This is a genomic window from Pseudomonas acericola (SeqCode), assembly GCF_053456465.1.
This window is the reverse complement of the sequence record NZ_JBRFJB010000002.1, coordinates 1,023,057-1,046,420: the sequence shown is the minus strand read 5'-3', so window position 1 is coordinate 1,046,420 and position 23,364 is coordinate 1,023,057. Positions and strand designations below refer to the sequence as shown.

Genomic DNA, 23,364 nt, shown 5'->3' with positions numbered 1-23,364 from the left:
ATATATCCGAAATTTGGATGGGATTTACAAAATTCAAGGTGGCGTATCATATCCAACTTTCATAAAACTGTACCAGCGCCGTCGCAAGATCGGCCTGCAAGGCCTGTTCCAGACACCAGGATTCGGCGTGCTGGCTGACCTCCGGCCAGTGCTCCATGAGCATTTTCCACGGTTGTGCCATATCGCCCTCCGTGTTCCAGGCTTGCCACAGCGCGATCACTGCCGCCCGCGCCGCTGACGACAAGGCGGCGGTGTACAGCGCCAGGAACGCATCGAGCTTGTCGAGGTGAATGTCTTCATCCTGCCGGTAGATGTGCCACAACAGCGGCCGGCCGGCCCATTGCGCCCGCACGAAGGAGTCTTCGCCGCGCACCGCGTTGAACTCACAACACCACAGCAGGCGGTCGTATTGGTCCTGGCGCACAAACGGCAGCACCTGCACCGTCAGGGCCCCACGCTGATGCACGTCACCCACCGCCAGCCCTTCGACACCCAGCCAGCGCTGCACATCACCGAGGATGCGCCCTTCCGGCACCAATAGATGGGTGGTACGCCCGTCCGTCGATAACACGTCCAGCCAAGCGGCGAGCCCGGCGTTTTCGTAGGCAAACAACGAGATCAGCCGCGCACCCGCTGCCGGAAAGACGCCAAGGGTTTGCAGGAATTGTTGCTGCGCGGCCGCATCCTGCTGAAACGCCAGACGCTGCTCAAGCAGCCCGGCCTCGCGCAACAGCCCGCCCGTACCCGGCCGGAAGCCAGGAAAGAAGAAGTACTTCTGCACGCCCTTGTACTTCACCGAGGGCAACCGATGACAGCCCACGACCCAATCCTCGGCGCTCAGGTAATCCAGGTTCATCCACAACGGCGGGCGTTCGCGCGCGGCCATGGCGTCCATATAGTCAGGCGGCAGTTGGCAGGCGAACGCGGCAATCACCACATCCGCCGCTACCGCGCCCTGCCACTCGGCCGGCCAATGGCGCACTTCGACGCCGGCCTGCCATTGCTGGCCCAGCTGTACGTCGATCTCGGGGCACATGCGCTCGAACGCGCGCAGGTCATCGACCCACAAACGCACGTCACAGCCATGCTCTGCCACCAATTGCCGGGCCAGGCGCCAGGTCACGCCGATGTCGCCGTAGTTGTCGACGACGCTGCAAAAAATATCCCAGCGGGCTTTCATTCCGGGCTCCAACGCTTAAAGGCTCGATTGTCCGTATAAATGCGCCGATGCAGAAGACTTGATCGCGATTATTCTGCATGGCGGCTGTGCGACAATCGCCGCCACGCCGCAAATGCCTGCCAGGAGGCCGCCATGTCTGATCGTCCGTTGTCGTTGTTCAAGCTCTGTGCTGCCATCGCGTTTGGCGTATGGCTGGGGTTTGTCGCCATTGCGCTGACTGCCTGGCTGGCGTCGCGCTATCTGTTTCCGCAAAGCCTCGCGCCGGTGGCCCAGGCCGTGCAGCAATTGGGCCAGCCAACGGTCGTGGCGCCCGAACCGCCGAACCGCATGTTCGAGCAGTATCAACAGAACCTGCACAAGCAAGAACAGCAACAAACCCTGGACCAGGCCCGCAACAATGCGCGCAACCTGTCCAACCCAAAATGCCAGTTCTGGCTGCAACAGGACCAGAACGCCCCCAACGAAAAGACCCGGGCCAATGTCCTGCAATTCTGCGATTGATGACCATGAATAAACACGCCGTCCACCAGTTGATCCTGGAAAAGCTCAGCGTCGATCTCGACATCGCCCAACGCGCTGCGCAAACCGCCTACGAAACCGCGACCCACGAAGAAAACATCGCCGAGAACAAGTACGACACCCTAGGTCTGGAAGCGTCCTACCTCGCGGCCGGGCAAGCCAAGCGCGTCGAGGAAATCAAGCAGGCGCTGACGCTGTGCCAGAACCTGCCACTGCGGGCCTACGATGATCAGCGTGGCATAGAGATTGGCGCGCTACTGGGCCTGGAAGACGAGAACGGGCGCCAGCAATGGCTGTTCCTCGCGCCGGACGGCGCAGGCTTGAAGGTGGATGTGGTGGGGCAACCGGTGACCGTCATCACCCCGCGCTCGCCCCTGGGCAAAAGCCTGCTGGGCAAGTTCGAAGGTGATGAGGTGGAGATTCTGGTGGCGGGCGCCCGGCAACACTTTATGGTTACCGAGGCCAAATAAGAGAGCTTCTGTGGCGAGGGAGCTTGCTCCCGCTGGAGTGCGCAGCGCTCCCAATATCTTGGGGCCGCTTCGCAGCCCAGCGGGAGCAAGCTCCCTCGCCACAGAAGCTCCCCTCGCCTTTGCGGTGTTAGTGGACGGGCAGTTCAACGCCTTCGAACAGCTCTTCCAGTTCCTGCTTGTTGTGGCACTGGATCGCCTTGGCCATGACTTCGCGGGTCAGGTGCGGGGCGAACTTCTCGATGAAGTCGCACATGAAACCACGCAGGAAGGTGCCGCGACGGAAGCCGATTTTGGTCACGCTGGATTCGAACAACTCGCTGGCGTCGAGCACCACCAGGTCTTTATCGAGGTTGGTGTCCACCGCCATCTTGGCGACGATACCCACGCCCAGGCCCAGGCGCACGTAAGTCTTGATCACGTCGGCGTCGGCGGCGGTGAACACCACTTTCGGCGTGAGGCCGCGATGGCTGAACGCTTCGTCGAGCTTGGAGCGGCCAGTGAAACCGAACACGTACGTCACGATCGGGTATTCGGCCAGGGCTTCCAGGGTCAGCTTCGGCAACTTGGCCAGCGGGTGACCTTGCGGCACCACCACGCAACGGTTCCAGCGGTAGCACGGCATCATCACCAGGTCACCGAACAGCTCCAGGGCTTCGGTGGCAATCGCGAAATCGACGGTGCCGTCAGCGGCCATCTCGGCGATCTGCATCGGCGAACCCTGATGCATGTGCAGGGCCACATCCGGGTATTGCTTGATGAAGTCGCGGATCACCGGCGGCAATGCATAACGAGCCTGGGTGTGGGTGGTGGCGATGGACAGCGTGCCCTTTTTCTCGTTGGAGAATTCCTGGGCAATCTGCTTGATGCTTTCGACTTTACGCAGGATCTCGCCAGCGGTGGTGATGATGCGCTCACCGGCCGGGGTCACACGGGTGAGGTGCTTGCCGCTGCGGGCGAACACTTCAACGCCCAGCTCGTCTTCGAGCAGGCGGATCTGCTTGCTGATACCGGGTTGCGAGGTGTAAAGGCTTTGAGCCGTAGCGGAAACGTTGAGGTCGTGGTGCGCCACTTCCCAGATGTAGCGCAGTTGTTGAAGCTTCATATGTATCCCTCAAAGCAGATAGACGCCACGGGTATCAGCGACGGTATATAACTATATTAAAGGTTAGATAGATAAATCTAGAACTTTTTATCGTTTTCTACCCTCACGCGTCATCACTGCGTCGACGCTGTAGCGAGGGCACCAGGTAAACCGGCACCGTAGACAGTTGCAGCACCCGCGCAGCGGTGCGTCCAAGCGGTGTGGCCGCCGCCGCTGCATGGCTATGACTGCCGACGATCAACAGATCGACGGACAGTTTACGCAACTGGTCGAGTATCACCTCGCACGGATCGCCCTGGATCACCCGTACCGAACGGATCAGCTTGAGGTCTTGCTCGCCATCCCCCAACTCCTCGCGAAAACTGTCCAGCACCCGCTGCTCGATGGTCGCCATGACCGTGGTCAGCCCCTGGCTCTGCCACTCACTCAGGGCCTTCTCATCAAGGTAGCTTTGCAACACCGATTCGGCGAACAACCCGATGGGCTCGACCACGTGAATCACATACAAGTCCGCCTTGAACGTTCGCGCCAACGCCAGTGCATGTTGCATCACATAAGGCGCGTACAGACCGAGGTCCGTGGCGTACAGCATCGAACGAATCATAGAACCCCCTGGAACTGCCAGGATGGCGGAGATTGAATGAGCTTAGCAGCGCATCAACGACTTCGACTGGCTTAGCTCTGCGTCTGACTCCTCACCTCATTACTGATGCCATGGGGCACATGCCCGGTGGCCACCACCTCCCTGGCTTTCTCGCAATGACCGGCCTGGTCATCGAAAAACACATCGGCGGCAAACGCTTCCAGGAACGCGGATTTTTCCAGGCCACCAAGGAACAACGACTCATCCAGGCGGATATCCCATTCGCGCAACGTGCGAATCACTCGCTCGTGGGACGGCGCCGAACGGGCGGTGACCAACGCGGTGCGGATCGGGCACGCTTCATCCGGGAACTCGCGTTGCAACAAATTGAGTGCCGCCAAAAAGCCCTTGAACGGACCGCCATGCAACGGCTGGCGCGCCGACTCCCGCTCGCTGGCCTGGAAGGCCTCCAGCCCGCCGGCCTGGTACACGCGCTCCGACTCATCGGAAAACAGTACCGCATCACCGTCGAATGCGATGCGCAGTTCGTCGCTGCACGCGCGGTTCGGGCCGCCGGACAAAATCGTCGCGGCAGCAAAACCGGCATCGAGGGCGCTGCGCACATCTTCAGCATGGGTTGAAAGAAACAGATGGCAACCGAAGGCCGCCAAATAAGGATAGGGACTACGCCCCCCCACGAAAGCGGCGCGGGAAATATCCAGGCCGTAATGCTGGATCGAATTGAACACCCGCAAGCCAGTGTCGGCACTGTTGCGCGAAACCAGCACCACTTCAACGCGGGCACGACCGAGGCTGGCGTTGAGGCTCAAAAGCTTCTTGACCAGCGCAAATGCGTCGCCGGTCGCGAGGACTTCTTCCTCGTGCTCGATCTGGTATTTGCGATAGGCCTCCACACCTTGGGCCAGATAGACCTTGTGGCTGTCGCTCAAGTCAAACAGGGCGCTCGAAGAAATCGCCAGCACCAATTTGTCGCCCAATCCCTTCGCCATTGTATGCTCCCCGAATCAGCGGTTATGCCGATCAATAAAACTCAACGCCTGATACAACGCCTGCATCCGTGGCAACTCGCAACCGGCAGCCCGGGCAGCCGCCAAAGGCCTAGCGTAGATGGCAGCCAGTTCCAGCGGGCGTTTGTGGACATGGTCGTGGTACATGCTGGGCAGGTAATCGTCCATGGTTTCCGTCATGGCGAACATCTGCTCGGCGTAGCTGGCGGGGATTTCATGGCCACAGGCGTGGGCGCCCGCCACGACTTCGGCCATCAACGCCTGGATCAGTTCGCGGCTGGACTCATCGGCCATCATCGCTGTCGTGCCGGTGCCCAACAACACCGAAAGGCCGTTGTACGGCACATTCCACACCAGCTTGTGCCAGCGCGCCTGATGCACATTGGCCATGGCCTGGGACTCGATCCCCGCCTGATGGAACAACGCCGCGCCGGCTTCGACAATCGCCTGCTGCTGCGCTTCATCGTTGGCCGCCGTGCCACTGTGATAACCCAGGTTGACCCGGCCCAGGGCCTGATGCTCAACCACGCCAGGCCCGGAGCGGTGCACGCCGATGTAGCACAAGCCGCCAAGCAAGTGCAGCGAGGCCGGCAGGTGTTCGCGCAGGCTGTCTTCGACATCCAGGCCGTTTTGCAGCAGTACCACCTTGGCATCCGGCGCCGCGACCTGGGCGATGGTCGGAGCCAGGTCCACATTGCCGGTGGACTTGGTGCCCACCAGCAGCCAGTCACACGGTGGCATATCGGCGGCGCTGGCGTAGGCCTGCACCGGGTGCAGATGCAAGGGGCCGTGCACGCTGCTATTGATGCGCAGGCCATGCTTGCTCACTGCCGCGTACTCGCTGCGCAGCAGGAAGTGCACGTCAAAGCCGGCACGGGCCAGCATCACGCCGTAGAAACCACCGATGGCGCCGGTGCCGATGATGCCAATGCGTGGCGATGGTGCGGTCATGGCAGATCCTCTGGAATGCGGGTAAGGGCTTGCTTGATGCTGTCGGCAAGGTCGGATGCTGTAAGCCGCGTCTGCAATTGCCCGAGGAACTGACCCTCGCACGCCACGAACAACGCCGGCAAATGAAAGATCTGGTAGCGTTCAACCGCACCGCCGTTGTGGCCGGCGTCCACCCAGCACACGCGGTCCACCGGCAGTGACCAAGCGGGTAACTGCTGGCGTGCCCAACGGCAACTGGAACAGCCTACGCTGGTGAAGACCAGCAGAGAAAGGCCTGGCAATCCCAGCAATTGCTGGTCAATATCCAGGTCGGTCAATTCCAGTTCCTTCACTATACTGCTGCTGCCGCCGTCAACAGGACGGTGCTCGGAGTCCGTGTACATGGGTCGTTTTTTACCTCACCCTGATGATGTCGCTGTCGAGTTAACACAACGTCCCTCCCCCGCCATTCCCCGTCAACGCCTGCTCACGATCGGCCTGGGCGGCATCGCCTGCCAGTGGCCGCGCGCCTGGCGCCAGGGTACGGCCGTTGACCTGCACATTCCCTCCCTCGGGCCCAGCGCGTGTTATCCGGGCTACGTGGCATGGTGCCGCAAGGTCGCGGACGGCTACCGCATCGGCATCTCGTTTACCGATGAGCACGCCCTGTTTGGTGCGCGGATGGGTGAGCAAGCATGCCGGATAGAGCGCTATTGCCGCCAGCACGAAGACGCCGAACCAACGCCCGAACAATTCGAAGCCCTGGCGCGCGAGTGGGTGTCGCGCCATGCCGTCGAGTTCTCCCATGAGGCCTTTGTGGCGCCAGCGCTGGATTAAAGCGGGCTTTGCCCATTGTCGCGGGCCCGTGTTACGCGCTAAGGTTCCTCCCCCCTGCATTCAAATCATGCTGTGCTCCGCCGCACGGGGATGGCTGGCGGCCGGCACCCGTGACCCTGACGAGTAAACGATGGCTGATTTACCGATCAATGACCTAAACGTCGAATCCAACGAGACCCTGATCACGCCCGATCAGCTCAAGCGCGAAATCCCCCTGAGCGACGCTGCCCTGCAGACCGTCACCAAGGGCCGCGAAGTCATCCGTGAGATTCTCGACGGCACCGACCATCGCCTCTTCGTCGTCATCGGGCCTTGCTCGATCCACGACCTCAAGGCGGCCCACGAGTACGCCGAGCGCCTCAAGGTGCTGGCGGCGGAAGTGTCCGACACCCTGTACCTGGTCATGCGCGTCTACTTCGAGAAACCGCGCACGACCGTCGGCTGGAAAGGCTTGATCAACGACCCGTACCTGGACGACTCGTTCAAGATCCAGGACGGCTTGCACATCGGCCGTCAGCTGCTGCTGGACCTGGCTGAAATGGGTCTGCCCACCGCCACCGAAGCCCTCGACCCGATCTCCCCGCAGTACTTGCAAGACCTGATCAGCTGGTCGGCCATCGGCGCACGCACCACCGAATCCCAGACCCACCGCGAAATGGCGTCCGGCCTGTCGTCGGCCGTGGGCTTCAAGAACGGCACCGACGGCGGCCTGACCGTGGCGATCAACGCGCTGCAATCGGTCTCCAGCCCGCACCGTTTCCTGGGGATCAACCAGGAAGGTGGCGTGTCCATCGTCACCACCAAAGGCAACGCCTACGGTCACGTGGTCCTGCGTGGCGGCAACGGCAAGCCCAACTATGATTCGGTCAGCGTGGCCCTGTGCGAACAGGCGCTGAACAAGGCCAAGATCAAGCCGAACATCATGGTCGATTGCAGCCACGCCAACTCCAACAAGGACCCGGCCCTGCAACCGCTGGTGATGGAAAACGTCGCCAACCAGATCCTGGAAGGCAACCAGTCGATCATCGGCCTGATGGTCGAGAGCCACTTGAACTGGGGTTGCCAGGCCATTCCAAAAGACCTGGCCGACTTGCAGTACGGCGTGTCGATCACCGATGCCTGCATCGACTGGGCGGCCACCGAAAACACCCTGCGCAGCATGCATGCCAAGCTCAAGGACGTCTTGCCGAAACGCAAACGCACCTGAACCCGCACTGCGCACACAAAAACGCCGGGCTAAGCCCGGCGTTTTTCATGCTGCTGGTTTATGCCTTACAGCTTCGCGGCATGGCGCTGGTGACGCTCCATGTAGCGTTCGACATAGGAGCAGGACGGGATCACCGTGTAGCCGGACTGTTCGGCAAACTTCAGGGCTTCCTCGGTCAGCGCCGCTGCAATACCCCGGCCGCGCAGTGCGTTGGGCACGAAGGTCCGATAGATATCCAGGGTCTGCTTCCCGAGGTCCATGTAGGTCAGGTAGGCACGATGACCGTCCACATTGGTCTCGAACTGATGACCAGCCTGGTCATGGTGGATGGACAACGCCTCGCTCATCACTACTCCTCGCGGGTCTTGGATTTCGACCCCTACCTTACCGATGTTTTCCCGGCGAAGGAACATCTACGCCACCCCGTGCCGGTTTCGACAACGAGAAACCTCTAGCGCTCACAACCAGCACGTAGGGAATAGTAGGCACCAATCCTGAAATTGCTCAAGGCGCACTCATCCTCCTCCGGCGCTGGCGGTTATAGAAAGGGCATCGACCAACCGCTGATCGATAGCCTGAACATTGCCGGCAGTTGAATCTTGAGACGAACAGGCGCTCTTAAAGTCACCTCTACATGCGTAAAAGATGCGAGGTGCGCTAACGGTACGCAGAACAAAAGAACAGCCACCAATATATAAATTTCTACCGATATACCACGCCCGACGCATGCGGGCCGTAGCTTTCAGACGGGCCCAGATACGCATCGGATTGAAAAAAATTGAACGGTTTTTATACAAACCTTCAAAAGATTAGCCAAAATAGATTCGGCGCGAGAATTTTTTTTGCTTCTTGCGCTACGTCAGTTTACTTACTACAAGTAATGGGTAGTATGTACGCCGGCTTTTGCTCACTCTGAGCAAGTAGCTATTTAATAGAAAGTCCTTGAAGGGGAACACGATGAACAACGTTCTGAAATTCTCTGCTCTGGCTCTGGCCGCAGTTCTGGCTACCGGTTGCAGCAGCGTCTCCAAAGAAACCGAAGCTCGTCTGACTGCAACTGAAGACGCAGCAGCTCGCTCCCAGGCTCGTGCAGACGAAGCCTACCGTAAAGCTGATGAAGCTCTGGCTGCTGCTCAAAAAGCACAACAGACTGCTGACGAAGCTAACGAGCGCGCTCTGCGTATGCTTGAAAAAGCTAGCCGCAAGTAATAATCCCTCGGGGTTGTTATCAAGCCGATCCATTTATGGGTCGGCTTTTTTATTGCCTGGGATTCGGCACTGAACCCCAGGCAATAAAAAAGCCCGCCGCAGCGCAAGGCCGTGGCGGGCTTTTGATCCGGCCGCTTTACTGCTGCAAGTCGATCGGCGCGCTGGCGGCGATCGGCGCGCCACCAGGCACACCGATTTCAGTCGGCAAGCCATCTTCCGCGGCGACCACATCACGCACCTGATCCCAGTTCACCCGCAGGTTATTGGCCAGGTCTTCACGCTTGAGCAAGGCGTTGATCACCGCCGTGTGCTTATCGACCACCGACGGCGTGCCGTCGTCATTCAACGGCGTGTGCGCTTCAAGGAAGACCTTGCCGCCGCTGCTGCCGAACTTGTAGGCATCGTTGATGATGCGCACCGACGTGCCCACCGGCACCATGCCGGCCATTTCCAATACGTTGTTGTTGAACATACGGAAGCAGCCGTGGCTGGTACGCGTGCCGATACCAAATTTCATGTTGGAGCCGTGGATCAGGTAACCCGGCGTGCCCAGGGTGAACTTGAATGGTCCCAGCGGATTGTTCGGGCCGGCAGGCACTACGTTGGGCAACGGATCGCCATTGGCAGCGTGCTCGGCCTTGATCGAAGCCGGTGGCGTCCAGGTCGGGTTCGGCGTCTTCGCGATGATGCTGGTATGGGCGATGGGTGAGCCCCAGCCTTCACGACCAATCCCCAGTGGGAAGGTGTAGACGACGTTCTGCCCCTTGGGATAGTAGTAGAGCCGGTATTCCGCCAGGTTGATCACGATGCCTTCCCGCGGACCGGGCGGCAGGATAAAGCGCGTCGGCAACACAATCTCGGTGCCGGCACCCGGCAACCAGGCATCGACACCCGGGTTGGCCGCGACCATCTCCGAGTAGCCCAGGTCGTAGGTGGTGCCCAGGTCGGCAAAGGTATCTTCGTACTTGGCCTTGATCACCTGGACCTGCCCCACGATGTCTTCACCCGGTGGCGGCAACGGTAACTGCAGGGCTACCGCAGGGCCGGCCGCGCACAAGGCGGCAAGAGACAGGCAGCAGGTGACGACGGAGAGGCGCGAGAACATCCGATAAATCCTTCGCAGAACGACGGGTAGGAAAAAACTGATTGTATACGTGAAGCACGCCGGGAGCATCCATCTGCCCCGCTGACTACTCGAAGCGCAGCTCCGGCCAGATCAGCGGCGTGCCGCGCTTCTGGGATTCGAGGATTGCCCGGCACAACGGACACAGCCGCTGGTCCTGGAAAATCGCGCGGTCCACCGATGACCAGCGCGGCTGGGCGGGCAGCAAGGTGCCACATAGCGTGCGGTCAATCGTGCCGCCCAGCTCCAATTGGCGTGCCACCAGATGCACCCGGACTTCCTGGCAGGCGAACAGATCCAGCTGCTCGTCAGGCTCGATCAGTTGGTAGTTGAACAGGGACCAGGCAGGGCGTGACATCGGGGGCTCCAGATCGGGGGGGCGCCACCTTAGCCGAAAGCCTGCCGGTAGAAAAGCGTCATAACAGCGGTTTTAGCGTCGGCCAGACATTTTCCAGCAACTTGCCCTGGGCGCCGACCGCCGGGTGCAGCCCGTCAGCCTGCATCAACTCCGGGTGACCACCGATACCTTCAAGGAAAAACGGCACCAACGGCACCGCCTTTTCCTTGGCCAGGCGGCCATAGACTTCGGCAAAGGCGTTGGTGTAGCGCGGGCCGTAGTTGGGCGGCAATTGCATGCCGAGCAACAGCACCTTGGCGCCAATGGCCTTGGACTGGTCAATCATCGAGGCAAGATTTTGTTGCAATTGCGCCGGAGGCTGACCGCGCAGGCCGTCATTGCCGCCCAGCTCGATGATCACCAGTTCCGGTTTATGCTCTGCAAGCGCCGCCGGCAGCCGCGCGAGGCCTCCGGCACTGGTGTCGCCGCTGATGGAAGCATTGACCACTTTATCGTCGAAACCTTCGCGCTTGAGCCGTTGTTCCAGCAGCGCGACCCATCCTTTGCTGGTATCCAGGCCGAAACCGGCACTGATACTATCGCCAACGATCAGGACTGTACCCGCCGCTGCGCCCTGGGCCACGCACATCAAGGCCAGGCCAGCACTCAAAAACCACATTCGCATCGGATTCTCCATGGGCGCAAGCATTCTCACCGCGCGGAACCTTAGCAAAGTGGTTCCCAGCGCGGAAGGTGAACTGACTATCCTGCACGAACTGAGCCTGGAACTGAACAAGGGCGATAGCCTGGCTATCGTCGGCAGCTCCGGTTCCGGCAAATCCACCCTCCTCGGCCTGCTCGCCGGCCTCGACCTGCCCAGCAGCGGCGAAGTCACCCTCGCCGGGCAAGCCCTGAGTACGCTGGACGAAGACCAACGTGCACGCATCCGTGCCGAACACGTGGGTTTTGTCTTCCAGTCGTTCCAACTGCTCGACAGCCTCAACGCCCTCGAAAACGTCATGCTGCCGCTGGAACTGGACGGCCGCAAAGACGCCCGCGAGCGCGCCCGGCACCTGCTCGAACGTGTCGGCCTGGGCCAGCGCCTGACCCACTCGCCACGCCAGCTGTCCGGTGGCGAGCAGCAACGCGTGGCGATTGCCCGCGCCTTCGCCGCCGAACCGGACGTGCTGTTTGCCGATGAACCCACCGGCAACCTCGATAGCCACACTGGCGAGCGCATCAGCGACCTGCTGTTCGAACTCAATAAAGAGAGCGGCACGACCCTGGTGCTGGTGACCCACGACGAGCGCCTGGCACACCGCTGCCGACGCCTGATCCGCCTTGAAGCCGGCCTGATGGTCGCGCCCCTGGAGCCTTGATGGCACGTTTGCCGCTATTGCGTCTGTTCAGCCTGGCCATGCGCCAACTCCTGCGCGATGCCCGCGCCGGTGAATTGCGTGTGTTGTTCTTCGCCCTGCTGGTGGCAGTGTCCGCCAGCACCGCCATCGGCTACTTCGGTGCACGCCTCAACGGCGCCATGCTGTTGCGCGCCACCGAGTTCCTGGGGGCCGACCTTGTGCTCGAAGGCAGCTCGCCGGCGCGTACCGAACAAATCAGATCCGGCACCGAGCTGGGCCTCGACCATGCGCGCATCGTCGAGTTTTCCAGCGTTATCGCCACCGACAACGGCATCCAGCTCTCCAGCATCAAGGCGGTCAACGAGCAGTACCCACTGCGCGGCGAACTGAAAAGCGCCGCCGAGCCCTTCGCCGAGGAAACCCCAGGCGGCGGCCCGAAACCCGGCGAAGCCTGGGTGGAGGCACGCCTGCTGACAGCGCTGAGCCTGAAAGTCGGCGACAGCATCGATGTGGGCATGAAGACCTTGCGCCTGGCCCGCATCCTGACCTATGAACCCGACCGCGCCGGCAACTTCTACAGCCTCACACCCCGCGTGATGATCAACCTGGCCGACCTGGACGCCACCGGCGTGGTCCAGCCCGGCAGCCGCGTCAGCTACCGCGAACTGTGGCGTGCGCCACCCGACAGCACCGCCCTGCAAACCTATCGTGACCTGATCAAGCCGGGCCTCGCCGCCAACCAGCGCTTGCAGGACTCGCGGGACGGCAACCAGCAGATCGGCGGCGCCCTGGGCAAGGCCGAACGCTACTTGAACATGGCCAGCCTGGTCGCCGTACTGCTGGCCGGCGTGGCCGTGGCGCTGTCGGCCAACCGCTTTGCCAGCCGTCGCTTCGACGCCAGCGCGTTGTTGCGTTGCCTCGGCTTGTCGCGCCGCGAAACCATGCTGCTGTTCAGCCTGCAACTGAGCGTGCTCGGGCTGCTGGCAAGCCTGACGGGCGCCCTGCTCGGCTGGCTGGCGCAATTTGGCCTGTTCTACTTCCTGCATGACCTGTTGCCGGCAGACGTGCCCCCCGGCGGGCTGTTGCCGGCAGCCGCCGGGATCGGCACCGGGCTGGTCGCCCTCGCCGGTTTCGCCCTGCCGCCGCTGGCCGCGCTGGGGCGCGTACCACCGCTGCGGGTGTTGCGCCGCGACCTGCTGCCCATCGCCTCCAGCACCTGGATGGTCTACGGCGCGGCGCTGTTCGCCCTGGGCCTGATAATGTGGCGCCTGAGCCTCGACCTGGTGCTGACTTTCGCCCTGCTCGGCGGCGGTGTGATTGCCGCGCTGATCCTCGGCGGCCTGCTCCTGCTGTTGCTGCAAAGCCTGCGCAAGCTGCTGGCACGTGCATCACTGCCGTGGCGCCTGGGGCTGGGCCAACTGCTGCGTCACCCGCTGGCCGCAGCCGGCCAATCCCTGGCATTTGGCCTGATCCTGCTGTCCATGGGCTTGATCGCCCTGTTGCGTGGCGAGCTGCTCGACACCTGGCAAAACCAGTTGCCCAAGGACGCCCCCAACTATTTCGCGCTGAACATCCTGCCCGCCGACACCGAAGCCTTCAGCGCTCGCCTGTTGGCCTTGCAGGCCCAATCGGCGCCGCTGTATCCGGTGGTCCCAGGGCGCCTGATCAGCATCAATGGCGAGGCGGTGCAGGCGATTGTCAGCAAGGACTCCAGCGGTGACCGCGCCGTGCAGCGCGACCTGAGCCTGACCTGGGCCGCCGACCTGCCACCGGGCAACGTCCTGACATCCGGTACCTGGTGGTCGCCACAACCGACGGATGAGATTCCCGGGGTATCGGTAGAGGCCAAGGTCGCTGAAAGCCTCAAGCTCAAGCTCAATGACCACCTGGTGTTCACCGTCGCCGGGGAAAACCGCGAGGCGCGCGTCACCAGCTTGCGGACCATCAATTGGGACAACTTCCAGCCCAACTTCTTCATGATCTTCCAGCCAGGCACCCTGAAGGACCTGCCTGCCACCTACCTGACCAGCTTCTACCTGGCACCCGGGCATGACCAGCAGATCGTCGATCTGTCCCGGGCGTTCCCGGCGGTGACCATCCTGCAAGTCGAGGCCTTGCTGGAGCAATTGCGCAGCATCCTCGCCCAGGTGACCTTGGCAGTGGAATACGTGCTGTTGTTTGTATTAGCAGCCGGGATGGCGGTGCTGTTCTCGGGTTTGCAGGCCACCCTTGATGAGCGAGTCCGCCAGGGCGCATTGCTGCGGGCACTGGGAGCTGAGCGCAAATTGCTGGTCAAGGCGCGGCGTATCGAGTTCGGCTTGCTGGGCGCGGTCAGCGGGCTGCTGGCGGCACTGGGCACGGAGCTGGTGACGTTGGTGTTGTACCGCTATGCCTTTGATCTTGCCTGGCACCCTCACCCGTGGCTGTTGCTGCTGCCGGTGATCGGTGCCGTGCTGATTGGCGCTGCCGGCGTGTTCGGCACACGCCGCGCCTTGAACGCCAGCCCACTGACCGTGTTGCGCGAAGGCTGACACGCCGACGGCCCGTACCCTCCCAGGTACGGGCCGTCTTGACTTACTTCACATACTCGATCGCAGTAATCCACCAGCAGGCTTCGCCGCTTGGCGTCTGCACCATGGCCTCATCATCGACTTCCTTGCGCAGCAGCGCCCGGGCCATGGGTGAGTCGATGGAGATGTAATCCATCCGGTCGTAGATCTCGTCATAACCCACGATGCGAAAACGCTTGGTCTCGCCTTGCTCGTTTTCAATATCGACCCAGGCGCCGAAAAATACCCGCCCTTCCTGCTCCGGCATGTATTCCACCACGCGCATGTCTTCCAGGCGCTTGCGCAGGTAGCGCACGCGACGGTCGATCTCACGCAGCAGCTTCTTGTTGTACTGGTAGTCGGCGTTTTCACTGCGGTCCCCCAGGGACGCCGCCCACGTCACTTTGCGCGTGGTGTCCGGGCGCTTTTCCCGCCACAGGTAATCCAACTCTTTTTTCAGCGCTTCATGACCTTCTTTGGTAATCAGCTTGGTGCTCAAACGCCTTCATCCCCAGAAAATGCTCATTGACCCCACTACGCCATTGCATCAAGGCATGGCGTCGGCGAACAGAGCCTGATGATAAATGAACAAGGGAAAGTAGCCAGAACTGCATCACGTCGACATCGAACGAGAATCGACCATCGATGGCGTGCGCTCGGTACTGTCGAAGTCCCCCACCACTTGATCCAGCTCAGGGAGCATGACCTGCATGCGTTGGCGCAAGCCGGAAAACTGCAACAGCATGGCTGCCAACTGCTCGCCTTTGCGGTTAACCATCAATTCCTGGGCGTGCACTTGGGCCACACGCTTCTCAAGGGCATCGGCCCGCTCATCCAGTTGCTGCTGCGCCTGCTGATAGACAGCCGAGGCACTCGCCAAGCGACTTTCACGATTCTCCAGAGCCTGCGCCTGCATTTGCAGGGCGGTCTCCTTTTCCAAGGTTCGACTCGCCAGCTCCTGGCGCTTTTGCTCAAGCTCAGCCTGGCCTTGCTGCAGTTGAACTTGCCACTGCTCAAGCGCTGCCTCTTTCTTGAGTACCACCAGTTTCTGCTGGGTCAGCTCCTGGGCGACGCGCGCAAGGCTGGTCAGCGTGCTATCCACCTCGAACAATGACGGGGCTTCAATTGACGCGCCCAGCGCTTCAAGTGGCGGCTCGCTCAGTGGCAAGGGTGCAGGCTGCGGCTCAAGCAGCGCCGGCTGAGGTGGTTCAGGCCTGCTTGCAGCCTGGGGCGGCGATACCATTTGAGAAGAGAAACGAATGGAAGGGACTACCACAGCAGTGCTTTCAATAGCGGGTGACGCGGGAGCCGATGTTCCCAAGGTGATGACTTTCATCACCAGGGCTTTCTTGATGATCAGGGAGTGGTGATCCTCAGGCCGTGCCGGGGGTAACTTGCAGCCTTTCAAGTCGACGAAGTGATAAGGAATCTGGGTATCGGTCACGCCACTGGTTTTCACGCCGGAGGCCGCCCACGTCAATATCTGCTTGAATACCTGCATCGCCAAGTGCAAATCCGCTTGCACATCGACACCCCCCAAGTAATAACGCTCAAGTTTCTTACGCAAGGCTGCGATATATACTCGGGAACTACCTGGTTCCGCCTCTTCATCCAGGCTATACACCAGAAAGTTGGAACTGATCTGAGGCACGGCAAAACCACAAAGCAGTGCACCGTTGACCGGAGCATCCGCACCGGAGTGTGCAAGAACAAGGGTACGTAGAAGCATCATGATTGTTGGGCCTCGTGCCAGCGAATAAACTTCAAATAAACATTAAATAAACATTCCACTGTCAAATAGCACTCACAAAACAATTGTTTCAGCGAGCTGCAAGCCTGAACGTAGGACTAATCTTATTCATCCCCTCGCGCATTTCCAAGCCCCTGCATTGAACGTACTATTTTTTAACCCGAGCCCCGACTTACGTCAACCACAGCGCTTGCCTCTTCATATATATTGCGAAACTAATGCAGCATAAAAGCAAAATTATCGAGATAAGTAACCTGACCAAACAACTGGGCAAACAGCCTATTATCAGCGATCTTTCATTGGTAGCCCATTGCCAGGAATGCATAGGTTTGTTCGGGCATGGGGGGGCGGGTAAAACGACACTCCTGAAGTTGATCGCCGGCCTGCTCAAACCTTCTTCAGGGCACGTGAGCATCCTTGGTTCCAACACCCGTAGCCATCGACTTCAAGTAGCCCAGGCCGTGGGCTACCAACCTGAACCCGGCATTCACCATTCAACGATGCCTGTCGCAGGTTTCCTCAACCTTGTCGCTACTTTTCGCAGGTTCCGCGGCGTCGAAAAACGCAAACGCATTGATCGGATCACCATGCAACTGGAGCTGTCGGCCGTGCTCAACGAACCGCTCAACGCACTCCCCATGGGCTTGCAACGCAAGGTTGCGCTGGCGCAGGCCATCCTGCATGACCCCGGCGTGCTGTTGCTGGATGAGCCGACCGAGGGCCTGTCACCGTACCAGCAATGCAAAATCCGCACGCTCATCCAGTCGCTGGCCGAGGAGATGACAGTGATCGTCGCCACGCGGGATTGCGAGGCGTGGTCGGGTATCTGCACCCGCGCTCTGGTCATGGGTGGGGGCCGCCTGCTGGCAGACACCCCTATGCCTGAGCTCCAGCGCAGTTCTCGGTACTACAGGGCCGTCACCCTGGCAACGGATACGCCATTGGACCTGCTGGCCTTGGCCGTGCTGCCGGGTGTTGCCGGCATCGAAGAGGATCGCCACAGCCCTGGCACCGTCACCGTTCTCGCTATGCCGGGTCACGCTATCTATCCCCCGATCAGCGCCCTGATTGCCAAACGCGGTTGGCAGATAACCGCACTGAACCTGGAGCCTGGCCGCCTGAACGACGTCGTCCACCACTTAAGCCAAGAGGTGTCCCTTTGAATATGCTGCCGTCTATTATCAAGCGCCAACTTGCCCGCTACTTGTGTGCTCCAGCAACCTACCTGAACATTGCAGTATTCCTGACACTGTCAACTACGGTTGGATTACACAACAGCCAGTTACTGGAGCAAAGCAGCAGCGACCTGCAAGACTTTTTTCAATTACACCCGTGGCTATACCTGTTATTGATTCCCGCACTCTCCACCCAACTCTGGGCCGACGAGAATGAAACAGGCCTTCGTGATTTACTCATAACACTGCCTGTGACAAGCACGGAACTTGTCATCGGTAAATTTTTCGCGGCCTGGGTCATAACTGCAATGGCGCTGGCATTGACATTTCCCATCGTGGTGGTGGTCAACACTTTAGGAAGCGCAGACAACAGCGTGATTGCCACGCAATATCTGGCCAGTTGGCTGCTCGCCGGAAGTTATCTTTCCGTCGGCTGTTTTATATGTGCCCTGAGCCGTTATCACCTGGTTATATTCATACTAACCTTGAGCATTTTGCTGGTGAGCAGCGGACTTTCCAGCGTGCTTGATGCACTGGAGCACCAAGCCCCGATCTGGGTAATCGATAATGTGTCGTCCTTAAGCCCACTGTCACGCTTCACTCAGATTGATCACGGCGTCATTGTGCTTCGAGACTGTCTCTACTTTATCAGCACAATAGTGGCCTCACTCGCTGCGACGACCGTCATCCTCAACTACAAAAACAGCTGAGAGGGAGCGTTCTCGATGCGATCCGCACTGCACGCCGGCATGACACTGGTGGTCCTACTCTTGGTTTTCCTGGCCTTTAACCTGGTGTGGGCCGTTAAGCTGCCTGACCTGCGCTGGGATGCCTCACACTCGAAAACCAATACCCTATCGGCTCCTGTACAGCAGTTTCTGGCATCCCTGGACACTCCGCTGGATCTGTACTACTTCAATTCAAACGGTCACCCGAAAAAAAGTCAGGCCACCCAACGCTACGCCAAGCGTGTAGAGGAAACGCTCAAGGCGTTCGAAGTGGCGGCAAAAGGCATGATCAATCTGCACATTATCGACCCAGGCGCTTTTTCAGAGGACGCCTACAGAGCCGGGCTCTTTGGGCTTGATGACGAAGCGGGATTCTTTGGGCTCATTGGCACCCGAGACGGCCAGGCCGCGCAACGCATCAAATCGTTCAGCGCTGACCGTGCAGCGTTGCTGGAGTATGAAATCAGCCACTTGATCAGCCAGTTACTCCACCCGCAACCGCCTGTCATCGGCTTGCTATCAGGACTACCGCTCAAGGAACTGGCCGGCCCCCTGCTCCAGGAACTGCATCGGCACTTGAACATGGTAGAGCTGGAGCCGAGCGCACGCCGTGTACCCACGCAGATCAAAACGCTCATGCTTGTGCACCCCAGGGCGCTACCTGAACAGGCCTTGTACGCCATTGATCAATTTGTACTCGGTGGTGGCAAATTGATGATGTTTATCGACCCACAGAGCGAGCAGGGTTCAAGGCAACAAGCCCTTAACCCCCGCCTGGAAGCGCTGCTGTCCAGTTGGGGCGTCCGTATGCCGGCCCACCAGGTGTTGATCGACCATCGTTATGCCTCGCAAGCACCCTCGGGGACCGTTTCCACCACACTGAGCCTGCCCAGAGAGGCAATGGCCGCCAACGATATCAGCACCTGGAAACTGGACGCTGTCAGCGTCTCGAGCAGCGGCGCCCTTTTCCCCCTCGATAAGCACCGCACACGCTTCACCCCCCTGCTGTACAGCTCTGAGCAGTCTGCATTGCTGGAGGCCGGCAGGGTTGGCCAATCGCCCGATGCCGGCGAACCGCCTCCAAGCGGGGAGCGCCACGTGATCGCCGCCCGTCTTGAGGGGCCGGCCTATTCGGCGTTTCCCGACGGCATTGGTGGCCAAGCCCCCGGGTTGCAGAAGGCGGCGCATATCCAGGTCGTGGTGGTCGCCGACACCGACGTGCTCATGGGACCGTCAACCCGATCGACGCCCCACAGCAACAACCTGTTTGTCTTGAACACACTGGACAACCTGGCAGCACCGCAAGCGCTAGCCAACATACGCCCACGGCCACCGACGGAATACGCGCTGCATGGCCTGGAGCGCCAGCGCAAGGCCACCGAACGCGCCTACCAGGAACAGGCACGCGACCTGGAGCGGCGCCTGGCGCAAACAGAATACGAATGGCAGCGCTTGAACCCGACCGTGACAACCTTGGGTACCGAAACCGTCAATACCAATGCCCAATTACAAGCGCACAACAAGGAGCGCCTGCGCCTGGCGATGGAACTGCATGCACTGAAAGTGAAGGTGTATGCGCCGCTGGATCGCCTGGTGCAAAACATCAAGCTCGGGGTGAGCGCACCGATACCGATACTGCTCTGCCTGACGGCCTGGGGCCTGTATCGACGGCAGCGTCGCCGACACGTAAGACCCTGAGACGGTTCAACGACGCGCGATCAATCCTTGCCTGGCAACGCGTGTCAGGTGACGGATCACCTCATCTGCGTCCACGGCACTGGGCGCCTGGATAACCGCAAGGTCAAAGCTGTTATTAGCAAAACGGGCAAGGGAATCGCCGTCTTCGACAAACTGGATCAGGAACGCCGAAGGCCGACCGGTGCGACGTGGCCAGCCATCCAGATAACGCAGCAGCGTCGGCTGGTGTTTGCCGCCCAGAAGGATTTTCGGGTTGCGCTGAGTCAGGTCAGCGGTGATCGGGGCCAAGCGTATGAGGGGGCGTAGTGCAGTCATCGTGTCGTGTCTCTGCCTCAAAAGTCTGCGGGCAGGTGAGAGGCAACACCGAACCAGCGCTTTAGCGGAATTTCGAAGCAACGTGATTGCTTCTGTCGGGACCGATCAACGGCCACCCATGGCGCCCCGCAATTAGCTGTTTAAATCGGCGCATGAGCGGGCATCCTAGAGAAGCCGACGGGGCCATGTCAAGAATTGCGCGCAACGAAAAGGCCCGCACATGGCGGGCCTGGACAGGGTGTTACAGGTCACTCAGTTGGCGATGGCGCGGTCGGCAGACAGCTTGCCGGCACCTTCGAACAACACAGCCAGCGAGCCGCCCAGCAAGGCCAGTGCAAACTCATAACCGTTGTTGGCCATGAACAGACCGTTGTGGATATGCACCGAAAGGATCGCGACCACCGACAGAATGGTCAGGCCCAAGGCCGCCGGGCGCACCAGCAAACCAATGATCAGCGCCAGGCCGGCAAAAAACTCGGTACCGCCGGACAACAGTGCCATCAAGGTACCTGGCGCCAGGCCAATGCTTTCCATCCACTGGGCCGTGCCCGCCAGGCCATAACCGCCAAACCAGCCGAAGAGTTTCTGCGAACCGTGGGCGGCAAAAATCACGCCGACAACAATACGCAGAATAGTCAGGCCGTAGCCGGCGCGGGTGGACAGCAGGTTTTTGATCAGTGGGCTCATGGGGGTAATCCTTTTCGATGTAGGGGTTGGTTGGCCGCTATATTAATCAGATTATGGAATGATAAAAGCCGAAAAAATGCCTGATTAATATCGATTAAATCGATTACTTCCGTGAGGCGACTTTCGGCACCGGTGGCTCCAGGGACTCCCGCTCCCGATCGAATGCCAAGTAGTACTTGTTGACGCTATTAACATAGCTGACGCTGCCCATTCCCACCTGTTCCATGGCAATGCGCTCAACCTGGAAGAACCACTGGTTGGGGTTCAGCCCCCGACGCTTGGCCTCGGTGCGCATCCCCTGCACCCGCTCCGGGCCCATGTTGTAAGCCGCCAAGACAAACGCCATGCGCTCGCGCTCGTTGAGCTTGGGACTGGCGAAGAACTTGCGGCGAATCATCGCCAGGTAGCGAGCGCCCGCCTGCACATTGCTGTCCAGGCTTTCGATATTGTTGACACCCACCCGCTGCGCCGCCGACGGGGTGATCTGCATCAGCCCGGTGGGCCCACCGCTGTTGCGTGCGCCCGGGTCGAGCGCGGACTCCTTGAAGGCCAGCGCGGCGAGGTTCAGCCAGTCCATGCCCTGCTCGCGGGCGTGCTTTTGCAAGACCGGGCGCAGTTTTTCCAGGCGCTGGCGGTCTACACGCGCCAGCGGGTTGCGCACTTGATAAAGGCGTCGGTAGATCCGCTGGAACGCCACATCCTGGTCGGAAGGCGTGTGATAGGTCTTGAGGAATCGATCAATGCTCGCGCGCAACATCGACGCATCCTGGCGCACGAACCAGTACTCGTCGCCCGGTTCGCTGATGGCCACCTGCTTGTCGAAGCGCAGCTTGGGCAGGATCTTCGACCACCGTTCGGCAATCGGCTTTTCCACAATCGTCAGGTGGAAAATACCCGCCTGGACCATCTCCAGCACATCTTCCACGGCCAGGGTCGGGTCAACCCATTCAACTTTTACCGGCGGCTGTTTGTGCAGCGCCAGCTTCTGGTTGACCTGGTTGATGGCGTCCGCCGCCGCACTGCCGGTGGTCAGCGCCAGGGTGCGCCCGGACAGCTGCTCCAGCTTGGTGAACCGCCGCTCACCCTTCACCCCCACCAGCCATAACGGTACGCCGCTGGCAATCGGGTCACTGGTGCTGATCTTGTGGGCGGCCTTGACGTCGAGCAGTTCACCCGGCGCGACCAAGTCACCCTCGCCGCGCGCCAACGCACCGAGCAACTGGTCCTTGGCCTTGGGAATGATCTTGAGGTTGATCTCCTGGCCATCGCGGGCATGGCCGTTGAGGTATTGCTCAAAGGCGCGCAGGCGATGGTATTCGACACCGATGGCCTGGCCTTGCACTTCACCGGAACTGTTGCGGCTCTGGTTGACCAATACGCGCAAGGTACGACTGGCGCGGATTTCCGCCAGGTCGCGGACCTTGCCGGGCTTGGTCACTTCCAGCGGCCCGTCGAGACGCGCGACCGCCGCCATGGGCAGCAGCAACGTCAGGCACAACATAAGCAACGCCGAGGGTCGGATCATCCGCTCTCCGGTAAGAATACTGGCCAACGCGCTCGCGAAAAACGAGGCGTTGGGGATCAGAAACAGAGCGCTTTAAGCGCTGGCAAGACGCGCAACGGTGACACAGGGAAAAGCATTCGGCCAACCACGATGTCACTTGCGACGTTCAAAGACAGCGATAACTCGTTGTAGTTCTTCGTTTTTCTTATAAATCTACAGCTCTGATATGCTTTCCTGCCGCAGGCGGAGATAGCACCATGCAACTCATTGATATCGGCGTCAACCTGACCAACCCCAGTTTCGACGAGAAGCACCAGGCCGTGCTCGACCGTGCCTACGCCGCTGGCGTGCAACAATTGGTCGTCACCGGCACCAGCCTCGACGGCAGCGAACAGGCCCTGGAACTCTGCGTAAAACTCGATGAAAGCGGCCAGCGCCTGTTCAGCACCGCCGGTATCCACCCGCACTCCGCCAGCGACTGGAACGGCGACAGCGCCCGACGCCTGCACGGTTTGCTCAGCGAAAGCCGCGTGCGTGCGGTGGGCGAATGCGGGCTGGATTTCAATCGGGATTTCTCCCCGCGCCCGCAGCAGGAAAAAGTCCTCGAAGAACACCTGGCCCTGGCCGTCGAGCTGCAACTGCCGGTGTTTCTCCATGAACGTGACGCCAACCAGCGCCTACTGGACATCCTCAAGGACTACCGCGACCACCTGAGCGCCGCCGTGGTGCATTGCTTTACCGGCGAGCAGCAAGCGCTGTTCAGCTACCTCGACCTGGATTTGCACATTGGTATTACCGGCTGGATCTGCGACGAGCGCCGTGGGACCCATCTGCACCCGCTAGTCAGGGAAATTCCCCGGGGCCGTCTGATGCTGGAAAGCGATGCGCCCTATCTGCTGCCGCGTACCCTGCGGCCCAAGCCGAAAAACGGCCGCAACGAACCGGCCTATCTGCCCGAAGTGCTGCGCGAAGTCGCCCTGCACCGCAATGAGACCGAGGAAGACCTGGCCGAGCACAGCAGCGCCTGTGCCCGTGCATTTTTTGGCCTGCCTACCGTGGAGTAATGCGGCGCATT

26 protein-coding genes are annotated in these 23,364 nt (G+C 60.4%); 11 read left to right on the top strand and 15 right to left on the bottom strand.

The window, feature by feature from the left end:
* Positions 1–46: 46 nt before the first annotated feature.
* Complete coding sequence (earP, locus tag ACU688_RS10965) at positions 47–1,180, bottom strand: elongation factor P maturation arginine rhamnosyltransferase EarP (protein ID WP_448184710.1); 1,134 nt, start codon at positions 1,178–1,180, stop codon at positions 47–49.
* 132 nt (positions 1,181–1,312) lie between these two features.
* On the opposite strand from earP, the gene ACU688_RS10960 reads away from it, so the two are divergent.
* Positions 1,313–1,681, top strand: coding sequence for a hypothetical protein (locus tag ACU688_RS10960; protein WP_448184709.1), 369 nt, complete (start codon positions 1,313–1,315; stop codon positions 1,679–1,681).
* 5 nt (positions 1,682–1,686) lie between these two features.
* Positions 1,687–2,169, top strand: coding sequence for a GreA/GreB family elongation factor (locus ACU688_RS10955; RefSeq protein ID WP_448184708.1), 483 nt, complete (start codon positions 1,687–1,689; stop codon positions 2,167–2,169).
* Between the two features lie 127 nt (positions 2,170–2,296).
* On the opposite strand, the gene cysB is transcribed toward ACU688_RS10955, so the two are convergent.
* The 5 genes from cysB to ACU688_RS10930 form a co-directional block, all read right to left on the bottom strand.
* Positions 2,297–3,271 (bottom strand): HTH-type transcriptional regulator CysB, encoded by a 975-nt coding sequence (cysB, locus tag ACU688_RS10950; protein WP_017734418.1) that lies wholly within the window; start codon positions 3,269–3,271, stop codon positions 2,297–2,299.
* A gap of 103 nt (positions 3,272–3,374) precedes the next feature.
* On the bottom strand, positions 3,375–3,875 hold the full coding sequence (locus tag ACU688_RS10945; RefSeq protein WP_448184707.1) for a universal stress protein: 501 nt from the start codon (positions 3,873–3,875) through the stop codon (positions 3,375–3,377).
* A gap of 71 nt (positions 3,876–3,946) precedes the next feature.
* On the bottom strand, positions 3,947–4,864 hold the full coding sequence (locus tag ACU688_RS10940; protein ID WP_448184706.1) for a 5'-nucleotidase: 918 nt from the start codon (positions 4,862–4,864) through the stop codon (positions 3,947–3,949).
* 15 nt (positions 4,865–4,879) lie between these two features.
* Positions 4,880–5,833: a putative 2-dehydropantoate 2-reductase gene (locus ACU688_RS10935; protein WP_448184705.1), complete on the bottom strand. Its 954-nt coding sequence runs from the start codon at positions 5,831–5,833 to the stop codon at positions 4,880–4,882.
* Entirely contained in the window at positions 5,830–6,216 is a 387-nt protein-coding gene (locus ACU688_RS10930) for a YbbN family protein (RefSeq protein WP_448184704.1), read from the bottom strand. The genes ACU688_RS10935 and ACU688_RS10930 overlap by 4 nt, the downstream gene beginning before the upstream one ends.
* Between ACU688_RS10930 and ACU688_RS10925 the strand changes: the two genes are divergently transcribed.
* Positions 6,215–6,649 (top strand): PilZ domain-containing protein, encoded by a 435-nt coding sequence (locus ACU688_RS10925; RefSeq protein ID WP_448184703.1) that lies wholly within the window; start codon positions 6,215–6,217, stop codon positions 6,647–6,649. The two genes, ACU688_RS10930 and ACU688_RS10925, sit on opposite strands and share 2 nt — an antisense overlap.
* Positions 6,650–6,779: 130 nt before the next feature.
* On the top strand, positions 6,780–7,856 hold the full coding sequence (locus ACU688_RS10920; RefSeq protein ID WP_124527136.1) for a 3-deoxy-7-phosphoheptulonate synthase: 1,077 nt from the start codon (positions 6,780–6,782) through the stop codon (positions 7,854–7,856).
* A gap of 65 nt (positions 7,857–7,921) precedes the next feature.
* Here ACU688_RS10920 and ACU688_RS10915 read toward each other — a convergent pair whose 3' ends face one another.
* On the bottom strand, positions 7,922–8,203 hold the full coding sequence (locus tag ACU688_RS10915) for a GNAT family N-acetyltransferase (protein WP_448184702.1): 282 nt from the start codon (positions 8,201–8,203) through the stop codon (positions 7,922–7,924).
* 610 nt (positions 8,204–8,813) lie between these two features.
* Between ACU688_RS10915 and oprI the strand changes: the two genes are divergently transcribed.
* Positions 8,814–9,065 (top strand): outer membrane lipoprotei OprI, encoded by a 252-nt coding sequence (gene oprI / locus ACU688_RS10910; RefSeq protein WP_003172710.1) that lies wholly within the window; start codon positions 8,814–8,816, stop codon positions 9,063–9,065.
* Positions 9,066–9,201: 136 nt separating this feature from the next.
* Here the strand turns inward: oprI and ACU688_RS10905 are convergent, their stop codons facing one another.
* The 3 genes from ACU688_RS10905 to ACU688_RS10895 all read right to left on the bottom strand — a co-directional run bounded on the left by ACU688_RS10905 (position 9,202) and on the right by ACU688_RS10895 (position 11,210).
* Positions 9,202–10,170, bottom strand: coding sequence for a L,D-transpeptidase family protein (locus ACU688_RS10905; RefSeq protein WP_448184701.1), 969 nt, complete (start codon positions 10,168–10,170; stop codon positions 9,202–9,204).
* An 85-nt stretch (positions 10,171–10,255) separates the two neighbouring features.
* Positions 10,256–10,546, bottom strand: coding sequence for a hypothetical protein (locus tag ACU688_RS10900; RefSeq protein WP_192298733.1), 291 nt, complete (start codon positions 10,544–10,546; stop codon positions 10,256–10,258).
* Between the two features lie 58 nt (positions 10,547–10,604).
* Positions 10,605–11,210: an arylesterase gene (locus ACU688_RS10895; protein WP_448184700.1), complete on the bottom strand. Its 606-nt coding sequence runs from the start codon at positions 11,208–11,210 to the stop codon at positions 10,605–10,607.
* Positions 11,211–11,220: 10 nt separating this feature from the next.
* Here ACU688_RS10895 and ACU688_RS10890 point away from each other — a divergent pair, with 10 nt between their 5' ends.
* Positions 11,221–11,904 carry an ABC transporter ATP-binding protein gene (locus tag ACU688_RS10890; RefSeq protein WP_005786391.1) on the top strand — a complete coding sequence of 228 codons (684 nt, stop codon included), beginning with the start codon at positions 11,221–11,223 and terminating at the stop codon, positions 11,902–11,904.
* Complete coding sequence (locus tag ACU688_RS10885; RefSeq protein ID WP_448184699.1) at positions 11,904–14,414, top strand: ABC transporter permease; 2,511 nt, start codon at positions 11,904–11,906, stop codon at positions 14,412–14,414. The genes ACU688_RS10890 and ACU688_RS10885 overlap by 1 nt, the downstream gene beginning before the upstream one ends.
* Before the next feature lie 43 nt (positions 14,415–14,457).
* Here ACU688_RS10885 and greB read toward each other — a convergent pair whose 3' ends face one another.
* Together greB and ACU688_RS10875 are read right to left on the bottom strand one after the other, a co-directional pair.
* Complete coding sequence (gene greB, locus ACU688_RS10880) at positions 14,458–14,931, bottom strand: transcription elongation factor GreB (protein WP_017734429.1); 474 nt, start codon at positions 14,929–14,931, stop codon at positions 14,458–14,460.
* Positions 14,932–15,045: 114 nt separating this feature from the next.
* Entirely contained in the window at positions 15,046–16,164 is a 1,119-nt protein-coding gene (locus ACU688_RS10875; protein ID WP_448184698.1) for a hypothetical protein, read from the bottom strand.
* Positions 16,165–16,400: 236 nt separating this feature from the next.
* Between ACU688_RS10875 and ACU688_RS10870 the strand changes: the two genes are divergently transcribed.
* The 3 genes from ACU688_RS10870 to ACU688_RS10860 are packed head-to-tail and all read left to right on the top strand — an operon-like array spanning position 16,401 to position 19,783.
* Positions 16,401–17,345, top strand: coding sequence for an ABC transporter ATP-binding protein (locus ACU688_RS10870; RefSeq protein ID WP_448184697.1), 945 nt, complete (start codon positions 16,401–16,403; stop codon positions 17,343–17,345).
* Positions 17,342–18,067, top strand: coding sequence for an ABC transporter permease (locus ACU688_RS10865; protein WP_448184696.1), 726 nt, complete (start codon positions 17,342–17,344; stop codon positions 18,065–18,067). The genes ACU688_RS10870 and ACU688_RS10865 overlap by 4 nt, the downstream gene beginning before the upstream one ends.
* 15 nt (positions 18,068–18,082) lie before the next feature.
* On the top strand, positions 18,083–19,783 hold the full coding sequence (locus ACU688_RS10860; RefSeq protein WP_448184695.1) for a Gldg family protein: 1,701 nt from the start codon (positions 18,083–18,085) through the stop codon (positions 19,781–19,783).
* Positions 19,784–19,789: 6 nt separating this feature from the next.
* On the opposite strand, the gene ACU688_RS10855 is transcribed toward ACU688_RS10860, so the two are convergent.
* From ACU688_RS10855 to ACU688_RS10845, 3 genes are all read right to left on the bottom strand, one after another.
* Positions 19,790–20,098, bottom strand: a complete 309-nt coding sequence (locus ACU688_RS10855; protein WP_448184694.1) for a class I SAM-dependent methyltransferase — start codon at positions 20,096–20,098, stop codon at positions 19,790–19,792.
* 252 nt (positions 20,099–20,350) lie between these two features.
* Positions 20,351–20,785, bottom strand: a complete 435-nt coding sequence (locus tag ACU688_RS10850; RefSeq protein ID WP_257780258.1) for a DoxX family protein — start codon at positions 20,783–20,785, stop codon at positions 20,351–20,353.
* Positions 20,786–20,888: 103 nt separating this feature from the next.
* Positions 20,889–22,310: an MltF family protein gene (locus tag ACU688_RS10845; RefSeq protein WP_448184693.1), complete on the bottom strand. Its 1,422-nt coding sequence runs from the start codon at positions 22,308–22,310 to the stop codon at positions 20,889–20,891.
* Between the two features lie 236 nt (positions 22,311–22,546).
* Here ACU688_RS10845 and ACU688_RS10840 point away from each other — a divergent pair, with 236 nt between their 5' ends.
* A complete protein-coding gene (locus tag ACU688_RS10840) occupies positions 22,547–23,353 on the top strand; it encodes a TatD family hydrolase (protein WP_448184692.1) in 807 nt (268 codons plus the stop codon).
* Positions 23,354–23,364 lie beyond the last annotated feature (11 nt).